Here is a 10,600-nt window from a genome sequence, read left to right on the forward strand (position 1 = left end):
ACTGATTGTTGTGAAAATGAGCGATGCTCCACAGGAGCCGCTGAGCGCAAAGCGCGAGCGCATGAGCGTTCGCGATCGCATTATTTTCACACTCAAAGAGTGTCAAAAAATTCTTTTACCCAAAGGTACGTCTCTATCTGGCTGGATTAACACAACCTATCCATCATAGACAAGAACTTCAGACATAAAATCAGCAATTTGACGAGGTGGAAAATTGGTGACAGGTAATATTAACTTGTGCATTAAATCCTCTTTTTGATAAACTTTGGTAATTTGAGCACTCTTATTTTTCATACCTCAATCACCAAAGTTTATCCAAATTTTGTATGCTAGTTTTCGCGCTATAGGAGGAATTCAAAAATTGACAATAATTTTTGAATTTTGAATTTTGATCGCTGTGCGCTCCGCAGTCCATTTTGAATTTTGAATTGTAGCGTAGCGAGAGTCATTTTCCGACCAGCTTCACTAAACCAATACCACTAAAGTAAAGTCCCAATACTGCTCCTGCTAAGAGACTCTGAGTAAATGGATCAGTTGAAGGTGTAAGAATTGCTCCTAAAATGACTGCTCCCAAAAGAACGTAGCGCCAACCAGAAAGCATTTGTCCAGAAGAGACAATTCCCAAAGCACCAAGTAGCGTTTGAATGATAGGGATTTGAAATGCTAACCCAGTACTAAATAGCAGCAACAAGACAAATTCAAAATATTTGTCAATTGACCACAACTGTTCTACAACATCTGCACCATAGCTGATGAAAAATTTCAAAGCAGCTGGTACTAGCAAAAGATAGGCAAAGACTAACCCTCCTGCAAACAAAAAACTCGACCCCAATACCACAGGTCCTATGAAGCGACGTTCACGACGAGTCAGTCCAGGGAGAACAAATTGGATAATTTGGTATAGCACAAACGGGCTAGACACAAGCAACCCACTATAGCCTGCAACTTTCATTGAGACAAAGAAATATTCTCCGGGAGCTAGTTGCAGAAATTTGACTCCTTGTGCTGGCACTTCTAAAAGCTTAACAATCGGCTTAACAGCGAGGAAGCAGCCGACAACACCCACTGCAATAACAATGAGCGAGTAAAAAATTCGCTGTCGTAACTCCTCTAGGTGATCGAAAATTGACATTTCGACTTCACCGGGTAACTCATCGAGAGGATCTATGGGATCTATTTCCGGTTTTGAGTCGCCATTGACTTCAAAGTCAACACTAGAAGGAGTTGTTGTGTCTACGTTTTGTGAAGGTGTCATGAGTCAGCGAGAAGGCGTCATCTGTGACTATTGTATCTGGGAAGCAGGTGGATTTGACACTCCCCGGCATGAATGCGCGGGGATTCTAGTCGTTGCACTAGCGAGGGATAAATCCACTCGAAGCGCGCGTTTTACTAGTTAAAGGGACTCGAATCGACCCCACCCTCTACATCGGCAGCAACCATTGCAGTTGCTGCGGTCTGATAGCGTAGCGTGGCGCGGTAGCGCCATAGATTTAGAGGGCATGAAAAACCGAGCCATTGACCAATATTCTGAGAGGCATTCCAATCAGCATTGCAGCGATACCCATCAAAGCCTTTGAACCAATCTCCATTTCGTTTACCAATCACACCATTACGATGGTCTGACTTGCTAGTGTATGGAGCGGGAACTGATTCGACTGGTACTCCATAACGAATCGCCTTATAACGAGTGAATAGCTCTAGCTGATAAAATGCCCAACTATCACGGTTATTAGCAGCATCAGATTTTGTCTTTTTGTGCTGTCTCATCGTTTGACGACAACCAGATAAATCCTCGAACCGCAAACCCATTCCAAAATCCTGTGCAAACTGCACAAGTTGTTTGGAAATAACGTGATTGATATGGGTCATAATTCGTCTTTCACGTTGCTCTAGTCGTTTCACTTCTTTGAATTGTTTGGCAGATTGCAGTTGAGCGCGAGTACGTTGAAACTGTCGTCTCAACCCTTTCACCCGCCCACCTTTCCAGAACTTGCCAAATCCCTTGGGAAGTGCAGCGACAGCAATATTGTTCTGTCCTCTATCTACTCCAATCCAATGTTCAACTGATATTGCATCGGGAACTTCCATCGATACAGAAACAAGTGCATACCAAATTCCTTTTTTCGACTTACAAAGCTTGAGAGAGCCTAGGTTGGCTGTCCCTTGTATGATTTTGTTTAGAACTTGGGAATGCGAAGCACCGTGGATAGACAGAGGAATACGTCCCTTCCTACCGCGATAAAGACAAAAACAGACGGTATACAACTCACCCGACTTCACTATTTCAAAACCTTGGTTATTGACTTCTAACCACATTCGCTTAAAGTGTTTAACTTTGGTTTTGGTATTAGTGTTTCGGATGGTTTGATTAATCCACATCGAACCAATTTCCACATGACGAAAAGCAGCGCTTGTTAACTTCTTTCGCTCTTTTTTATCCACGCAAAGTAAGTCATTCGCAATTTCTGTATTGACGACAGTTAATCGTTCAAACTCCAAAGCCTTACTTTGGTTAAGTCGATAAAAAGGGAGCTTTAATGTCAAACTTAGTTCCGCCATATTTATCCAAATCGACCTTTGTGGATACAACTACCCTATCCTACATAAACCTGTAGGATATGAAGATTGCTTAAAGATGAAACAACAGGCACCCATCCTGTCTTTGTCGATTTTCATCCTCCCACTCAAAGTGGGAGGCTCTCAATCTCCAGCATTATCTTGGTAGAGACGCGTGGAATGAAAGCGTCTCTACTTTTGAAAATTACTGAACCGGTAGTTCTGGGTGTACAGTCGAATACTTTGCTACCAACTGGGAAATTTCAGGGTTATACAGTCTTGTGTAATTCCAGTAGTTACCCAACACCTGACGTACGTAATTTTTGGTTTCATCAAAAGGAATTGATTCTACAAATTCATCCGGATCTCCCTTAGGGAGAGTTTGCAACCATTTAGAAACGTTACCAGGACCTGCATTGTAACTGGCGATCGCAAGCATTGAGTTATTACCATATTGCTGATGAGTGTGATCCAAATACCAAGTCCCGAACATGATATTTTCGTTCGGATCTTCCAAATCTATTTTTTTGCTGTCCACTTGAATTTGTGGTGCGATCCATTTTGCTGTACTTGGTAACACTTGCATTAAACCAACCGCACCTGCTGTAGAATGAACTTTTGGCTCAAAATGTGATTCCTGACGCATGAGCGCAGTCACTAGCAGAGGATTAAGCTGACGCTTTTCGGACCATTGCTCAATTTCCTTTTGAAAAGGAAAGGGATAACGAGCTTGCCAATAGGTGACTTGTTGACTGAGAGTTTTAAACTGTGCTTGTTCTTCTGGTGTTTCGCGGTCTTCCAATTTGGAAATTGTATCAATTCCGAGGATATTTTCTCCTTTTGCCAGCTGCATCAAACCCTCAGTAAATTGCTCTGCCACTGTTGGCTGCATTTTGTTTTGAAATTCTGTTTGCCATTGTAACCAAGCATCACGGTCTTGACCAAGCAGGTACAATTCTTTTAATGTCTCAGAACCCGCTGTTGGTACTGGACGCTGGTATGGGACGACGTTTGGGTTCATTTGGCGCACAGAGTTGAAATTACCAACATTGAGTCCCAAAGTTGCTGCTGCTCGCCACGAGTAGTAAGAATGGGGAAAATTGCTGAGGGTATATTCATAAGCTTGTTTTGCTTCCTCCTTTTTCCCTAATTTTGTTGCCCATTTTCCAACCCAAAAGCTCGCTCTGGGAGCCAAAATACTGTTGGGGTTATTTTTCGCAATCGGTTCTGCCCATTGCCATGCAGCTTTATAATCTTTTGCCTTCGCTTTTTGTTGTGCTATTTTCCAGCGATACTCTGCTGCTTCCTCAGAGTTACCGTATTTGGTCAGAAGTAGCTTAGTCGCTTCACTTGCTGCCTTTTGGTCTTGAGCCTGAAGAATTTTAACTTTTTCTACCAGTGCTGTACCTGCTTTGTTAGGAAACTTAGTAATGACTTGATCAAGATATGGCAAAGCGTCTTTGCGTACTGTTGCCATTTCTGCTAAGCGTAACAGACCAGTGCTTGTTTCTTTTGCATCCGGAAATGTCTTCACAAGCTGTTGATAAGCGTTAATAGCTTCTGCTCGTTTTCCACTCACCTGCCATCCTCTACCAATACGATAGAGGTTGCGGGGTGTTTTAGTTCCTTTGGCGTATGCTATTGTTGCTTTGCCAAATTCATTATTTTCCCAGTAAGCTGTACCAACGATGTCCCACTCTTCGGGTTTCAGGGTGGGGTTGTTCGCCATCTGATCTAACACAGGTACGATTCCTGGTTGATCATAGGCATATTTTGCCAAAATTAACTGCAATTGCGGCTGATTGGGATTTGCCTGCAACTGTTTACGGATGATTTCCCAAGTCAGGGGATTGGAAGGAAATTCAGCTAAAGCTTTGTCTTGATACTCTTTGAGTCCGATCAGATACAAAGCTTTGGCTGCTGCTGGTTCTTTGGGGTACTCTTTGAGCACTTTCTGCCTAAGATCTGAGGCTTTACCTTCTTCTCCAAGGATGTCATGTGCCTGTGCTTGTTTTAGTAGCACATAAGGCGCAAGAAGTGGATAATCTTTATCTAAGCCTTCTAATAACGAGAGCGCGCTTTGAGCTTGCTTTCGTTCAATTAAATCACTTGCTAAAAGATAACGAGCGCGATTTCGATCTGCTAATGTTGACTTCTCCTTTATTGCTTCTAGTTTTGCACCACGCTCTTGTGGAGATTGTGATACCAAGGCAAAAACGGGTGATTTCGCTTTGGTTTCTTCCGAGAGCTTTTCAGGCTCAGTATTGCGTGGTTTAAGCCATTGTCCTAGGGATTTTCCTATCTCGGGAGCTGACACGACTGCCCCAGCTAAAAAGGCACATAGTCCGGCACCCACGATTAGAGAAATATGCTTTGTCTGTAGCTTCTTCAGCATTGATTTCCGCTGAAAATTTCACATGAAGAATTTCTTGCCACTTTAGCATCACTAGTGGTCAACGTCTTCAGTTTTAACTTTTGTATTTTTTATCTTCGGAATCGACAATTAGATGTAAGTTAGTAATTTTACGAATAATTGACAGAATCTTTGCGTAAGTCATCTTTGTTAAAGATTTAATAACTCAAGATATACGACTCTTACATCCTATCTTTAGTTTTTCATATTCAGTACTTAAGATACTTTTGACTTTTTTGTCTTTAAAATGACTAGTCATATCAAATGTAAAACTCAATCAATACTGGTTTTTACAAAAAAAAACTAGTTATTTAGTCACAATTAATACATAAATTTCGTTTTCAATGTGCTAAATTGTGATGCTCTTGAATAAACTTATATTTCTATTTTTATCCCTCTAATGGAAGATGCTAAAGTAGTATAATTAGGAATTAATTTATTTGATGAGCAGAGTATTTTAGCAAACTCAATGACTCATAGCTTTGCTATGACAATCCTATTTGATTTTTGAAAATTAAAAGACTTATATCCCCTAATACTGCTCGGTTAAAGGAAAAAGGACAATTGTTTGATGATTGCCTTTTGATTCGGACTCCGATTATGTGCTGTTTGCCAACAAAGTCTTTTTTTAGATTTAACATACATTCCGCACGCTGGGGTGTCACACAGCAGAATCACTTAAATATTTCTTGTTTTTTAGCTACAAATGATCCTTTGAAATCGTTCTTTCTCCGTTGATTCAGGAGTATATGGTATATGAAATAGCTTTATCTCCTTCTAAAAAACATCCAAAACCGATTGTGACGCATTTGTCCCCGAAAAATCAGCCGAACCTTCAAGCCGACGCATTGTCCCCGCCAGAAACAGCCAGCCCTTGTTTTTGTTTCACTGTTTTCCAAGTCGAGTACTCGTCGTATGAGGGCTGGCTGTTTCTGGTACGTGGCGCGACCCCCGTTCCCTCGATTAATCGTGGGGTAGACAGATCAATAAAACAAGGTTCGGCTGATTTTTTACGTGTAAGACCCCGTGACAGTTGAGCGTGCAGAATGTGGGGTTTCAGATAAAAATATCACATTGACCGGGAGTTCTGCACTCTGTTGCAAACGACTAATGACTCATTTCAATGCTGTGCTAATTTAGGAGTTCTCCCTTTCAACCCAATCATCAGCTTGAGAGCAAATACTTTTAGCATAGGTATTCGTTGCATCATCCATAACACCAGACGACGAACTATGACTACTGGTAAGATGTTATTAGAAAATATCCGGTCTAATAAATCAGTAAAACCTAAAATTGTCATGTTCTCCAGCTTACGCCAGCGTTCGTAACGTTTGAGAACTTGAATGTTACCAATATCTTCACCTTGAGTATGAGCTTCTTGCAATACTTGCGCCAAAGCAGCAACATCGCGAATGCCCAAATTCAAGCCTTGTCCACCGACAGGATGGCAATTATGTGCTGCATCACCAATTAAAGCGAGTCGATGGAGAACGTAGCGATCGCTTTGCATGAGTTGTACCTGAAAAATAAAGCGATCGCCTAGTAATTCCAACTTACCCATCTGATTCCCATAACGCGCTTGTAATTCTCTTAAAAATTGCTCATCATCCAAAGCGCATAAAGCCTTTGCTTCTTCATGAGGAGCAGTCCAGACAATCCGGCAACGGTTTCCTGGTAAAGGTAAAATTGCAAATGGACCACTAGACCAAAATTTTTCGTATGCTGTGTTGTTGTGAGATTTTTCTGGTTTAACAAAGGCAACAATACAAGACTGCCAATACTTCCAGCCACGGGTTTTAATTCCAGCAGCTTGACGAATCGGCGAACGTGAACCATCTGCGGCTACAACTAATTGACTGCGAACTGTCCGCATTTGGTCTTCCATTTTAACATCCATTGTGACCACATCTTGCTGATACTGGATATTAACCACTTGGGCAGGACACAGATATGTTACGTTGGGACAATTTTTGACGAACTCTTGCAAAGGATGCAACAGTGCTTGATGTTCTGCGACGTAACCTAAATCTTTTGTCTTTATATCACCAGTTTCCCATTCCACTACGTTAGGATAATCAGCATCAGAAAAACGCACACGACGGTAAATTTCGATGTTGGGCAATATTTGGTCCCAAACTCCAATTCCTTGAAAAATCAGCGCCGAAAGCATATGCACCGCGTAAGCCTGTCCTTTGGCTACTGCTGCTGATTCTACTTTTGCTTCTACCAGCAACACACTTAACCCAGAATCTTTCAATGCAGAAGCTAAGGTTAAGCCAACAATCCCGCCGCCGACAATGACCAAATCATAATCATATCCCCGCGTATGTGTCGATGTTTGGGGAGGATAAAGGGTTTGAGAAAGTTGTGCTTGCACCATTGTTAAGATAAATTACAGCGTTTTTATTCTTATTTTGACGCAAACGAGCGTTATAGAGCAAATGGTAACTGAATTGTTAGCGATAGTATATAAATGCCATTCCAGAAAAATAATAAAATTGGAGTTTCAAACCCCAATTGAGTATCCGGATGAGGACGGTAAGCCAATGCTGAAAGTGATCAAGCGCGTCACTATTTGCTGTACGTAACAAAAGTTTTAGAGCTTTTTTTCCAAAACCGTCCCGATGTGTACGTTTCTGGCAATCTGACTTGTAGCGTGTACAATGTGAACAGTTGTCATGGGATGAGCCATGTCAAGGTCGCTCAGAGTGCGTCGGGATTGTATTGAAAAAGCCAAATTAGCTGTGAGACGAAATGGCTTTTCTAGTCAAAGAGTGTTGGCTGAGAATGTAGGATTAGCTCTAGCTACAGTCAGCAATTTTCTAACAGGTAAACCTGTTGATTATGGTACTTTCGTAGATATTTGTCAGCGATTACAACTCGATTGTGAGGAGATTGCTGAATACGATGTTGAGACTCAACCTCAGCTAGAAGATAGGAAAATTGAGGTAAACAGTAGTAACAAACAGCAATATTGGGGAGAGGCGATAGATGTTTCGCTGTTCTACGGGCGCAATGAAGAAATCGCCACTTTAAAGCAATGGATTGTTAGTGAGCGATGCCGACTTGTTGCTTTAATTGGAATGGGCGGAATTGGAAAGACGGTTTTATCTGCCAAGTTAGCACAACAGATTCAAGACAAATTTGAATACCTGATTTGGCAAAGCCTGCGCCATGCACCATCTTTGCTTAAAATCTTAACAGATATCAACGAATTTTTGACGAGCAAATCACAAACAGCGATACCAGCGACGATAGATGGTCAAATATCTTGCCTACTAAACACCTTACGCAGTTATCGTTGTTTACTCATCTTTGATGATTGGGAAATGATTCTACGTGATGCCGGTATAGCTGGGTACTATTGCTCAGGCTACGAAGGTTACGGTGAGTTGCTTAAGCGAGTGGGAGAAGAATATCACCAAAGCTGTTTGCTGTTACTAAGCCGGGAAAAACCTGTAGAAGTCACCTCACTGGCTGGTGAAACTTTAGCAATCCGCGCCTTAAAAATCAAAGGCTTAAAAATACCAGAGGCAAAAAAGCTTTTGGCTACCAAAGGTTTTTCTGGCTTAGAAAACGGGTTAGAAGAACTCATTCAACTATACCGAGGTCATCCAGCGGCTTTAAAAACTATCGCTTCAACAATTCAAGATTTATTTAATGGTAATATTGCGCAATTTATCTCACAAAGTTCTTTAGTCATTGGTGATATTTTTTCTCATCTTCTTGACCAACAGTTTGAGCGCTTGTCAGATTTAGAAAAAGTCATTATTTATTGGTTAGCAATAGAGTATCAGCCGATTTCACTAGCTAAATTAAAAACAAACTTAGGAGTTGGGGTATCGGGGTCTGAATTAGTGGTGGCGCTAGAATCTTTGAGTAGGCGATCGCTGATCGAAAAAGAAGAAACCACTGATAGCAGTGCTATCTTATTCACCCTCCAACCTGTCGTGACGAAGTATGTTATCAATCAATTCATCAAACAAATTTGTCAGGATATCATTGAAGCAATTCAAGCTACGTCAATTGAGAAGTTAGGCTTATTAAAAAGCCATGCTTTAGTCAAAGAGGATGAATCAGACGACATTAAAGCCATTCAAATACGTCTTATTCTCACACGAGTTCAAGAGCATCTACGCTTGAGATTAGGAGATGCAAACAGAATGCAAGTACAAGTGAAAAATTTGCTCTCAAAGTTGCAGGGGTATTCCACTGAGATAACTGGATACGCACAATATAATTTACTGAAACTGCTATAAAAATCCGGTTGTGGAAACCCCTATACCCTCACACCCTTACAGAGTTACACCCCTAATTGCTGACACAGAATACTGCTCTACCTTTGCCATTTGTTTTCTTTCCTTTAGTTCATCGAGAAATCGAATGACGACTGGTTCAAGTTGCCTAGATTTGATAGGTTCAATAAATTTATCCAATGGGTTGAAATCAACGATATAATTCCCTATTTTGACACCAACTGGTTCTAAATGCTTCCCTGGTATTTCCTGATCAAGGATTGGGAATTTTCTAGACTTTAACTGTTCTATCAGCCAAAGCACATCACTATTTTCTCTAGTCTCGCAATCTTTGTTTACGTCAGTTTGACTTCCGGCGATTGTATCTTTATCAAACGAAATGAGTGCAGTTAAGTTAAATAAATTACTACCTTTGATAAAGCACTGAGTTTGTTTTCTCGTAGGAAGTACCCCAAGCTTAATTTTATCAAGGAAATGCGCTATAAAAGCCAGAGGTTTAGGGATGGCACTTTGTGTATCACTAATATCTGGTGCAATGAGTAAAGATGGTTGACCCTTGATAGAACGTTGTTCGAGAGGAATATCTTTAATACTCTTCTCAATCTGTTGAAATTGGTCTTCACTATCTTGAACACAATCTTGTACAATTGTAGGCCATTGCTCGCCACTGAGAAATTCTAGAAGAGTAATATATTTACATCCTAAGCTGTGTCCAATCCAAAAATATCTGGTTTTATCTTGGTAGATATCGGTTTGGTAATTTAGTCTTTTGGCAACTTTGGGAATTTCTTCAGCAAGTACACCCTGCTCTTTCAATAAACTAATAGCAATGGGCCAATGACGAAAGCTAAACCTGAATGGAAGGGCAACTATTGTGTAACCTTCGTTAAATAACTGTCTGAAAAAGTATCGATAAAAAACAGTTGGAAAAGTACCGAAAAAAGCACCACCTATAAATTGAATAACACCTTTGGGATTTGGATGAACTGCAACCCAACTGCAGGATATAGGTCGAAATTTAAATGTTTTATCCATAGAGATGTTCCTCAACAGTCACTTGATTAGTATTAGGTGTTGTCTCATTTAACTTATGCAGTCGGGTGTTGTCAGGTGAACTGGCTTGTGGGAGAATTATCCCATGAGTAAAAAGTTATGCTTGTACTACTGCCACTGCTCCCTTGTATAAATCAAAGTAAATGCAGAGTAGGTTAGCTAGATTATTCTCAGTTGAGAAGCTGAAGCTAACCTAATTACGGGTGTGGTAATATTTCCTCTGCAACTTAATGCTCAATTATTCCAAATTAGAAGAGAGCATAGTTTGGTTAGGAAGAATCACTGTTGCAGGTTTGTGAACTACCTACACTCCCCTTGCGGG

The 10,600-nt window shown here is 40.8% G+C and carries 8 protein-coding genes; 2 read left to right on the forward strand and 6 right to left on the reverse strand.

What is annotated here, in order from left to right:
* Positions 1–16 precede the first annotated feature (16 nt).
* Positions 17–169, forward strand: coding sequence for a hypothetical protein (locus tag DP117_RS35520; RefSeq protein WP_211176275.1), 153 nt, complete (start codon positions 17–19; stop codon positions 167–169).
* Here DP117_RS35520 and DP117_RS21970 read toward each other — a convergent pair.
* From DP117_RS21970 to DP117_RS21990, 5 genes are all read right to left on the reverse strand, one after another.
* Positions 157–294 (reverse strand): hypothetical protein, encoded by a 138-nt coding sequence (locus DP117_RS21970; protein WP_248277765.1) that lies wholly within the window; start codon positions 292–294, stop codon positions 157–159. The two genes, DP117_RS35520 and DP117_RS21970, sit on opposite strands and share 13 nt — an antisense overlap.
* A 151-nt stretch (positions 295–445) precedes the next feature.
* The gene (gene tatC / locus DP117_RS21975) at positions 446–1,255 is read right to left on the reverse strand and encodes a twin-arginine translocase subunit TatC (protein ID WP_169220370.1); all 810 of its coding nucleotides are present in this window, start codon (positions 1,253–1,255) and stop codon (positions 446–448) included.
* A gap of 134 nt (positions 1,256–1,389) precedes the next feature.
* Positions 1,390–2,544: an RNA-guided endonuclease TnpB family protein gene (locus tag DP117_RS21980; RefSeq protein ID WP_211176276.1), complete on the reverse strand. Its 1,155-nt coding sequence runs from the start codon at positions 2,542–2,544 to the stop codon at positions 1,390–1,392.
* A 217-nt stretch (positions 2,545–2,761) separates the two neighbouring features.
* On the reverse strand, positions 2,762–4,951 hold the full coding sequence (locus tag DP117_RS21985) for a transglycosylase SLT domain-containing protein (protein WP_169220372.1): 2,190 nt from the start codon (positions 4,949–4,951) through the stop codon (positions 2,762–2,764).
* A gap of 1,138 nt (positions 4,952–6,089) precedes the next feature.
* Entirely contained in the window at positions 6,090–7,349 is a 1,260-nt protein-coding gene (locus DP117_RS21990) for an FAD-dependent hydroxylase (protein ID WP_169220373.1), read from the reverse strand.
* Between the two features lie 310 nt (positions 7,350–7,659).
* Here DP117_RS21990 and DP117_RS21995 point away from each other — a divergent pair, with 310 nt between their 5' ends.
* Positions 7,660–9,228, forward strand: a complete 1,569-nt coding sequence (locus DP117_RS21995; protein ID WP_169220374.1) for an NB-ARC domain-containing protein — start codon at positions 7,660–7,662, stop codon at positions 9,226–9,228.
* A 36-nt stretch (positions 9,229–9,264) separates the two neighbouring features.
* Here the strand turns inward: DP117_RS21995 and DP117_RS22000 are convergent, their stop codons facing one another.
* Positions 9,265–10,260, reverse strand: a complete 996-nt coding sequence (locus DP117_RS22000) for a DUF1350 family protein (protein WP_169220375.1) — start codon at positions 10,258–10,260, stop codon at positions 9,265–9,267.
* Positions 10,261–10,600 lie beyond the last annotated feature (340 nt).

The organism is Brasilonema sp. UFV-L1, assembly GCF_012912105.1.
Classification (GTDB): domain Bacteria; phylum Cyanobacteriota; class Cyanobacteriia; order Cyanobacteriales; family Nostocaceae; genus Brasilonema.

Excerpts from the sequence above, each read along its gene's own strand:
- DP117_RS35520 (WP_211176275.1), top strand. The coding sequence starts at position 17 with ATGAGCGATGCTCCACAGGAGCCGCTGAGCGCAAAGCGCGAGCGCATG.
- DP117_RS21970 (WP_248277765.1), bottom strand. The coding sequence starts at position 294 with ATGAAAAATAAGAGTGCTCAAATTACCAAAGTTTATCAAAAAGAGGAT.
- tatC (WP_169220370.1), bottom strand. The coding sequence starts at position 1,255 with ATGACACCTTCACAAAACGTAGACACAACAACTCCTTCTAGTGTTGAC.
- DP117_RS21985 (WP_169220372.1), bottom strand. The coding sequence starts at position 4,951 with ATGCTGAAGAAGCTACAGACAAAGCATATTTCTCTAATCGTGGGTGCC.
- DP117_RS21990 (WP_169220373.1), bottom strand. The coding sequence starts at position 7,349 with ATGGTGCAAGCACAACTTTCTCAAACCCTTTATCCTCCCCAAACATCG.
- DP117_RS21995 (WP_169220374.1), top strand. The coding sequence starts at position 7,660 with ATGTCAAGGTCGCTCAGAGTGCGTCGGGATTGTATTGAAAAAGCCAAA.
- DP117_RS22000 (WP_169220375.1), bottom strand. The coding sequence starts at position 10,260 with ATGGATAAAACATTTAAATTTCGACCTATATCCTGCAGTTGGGTTGCA.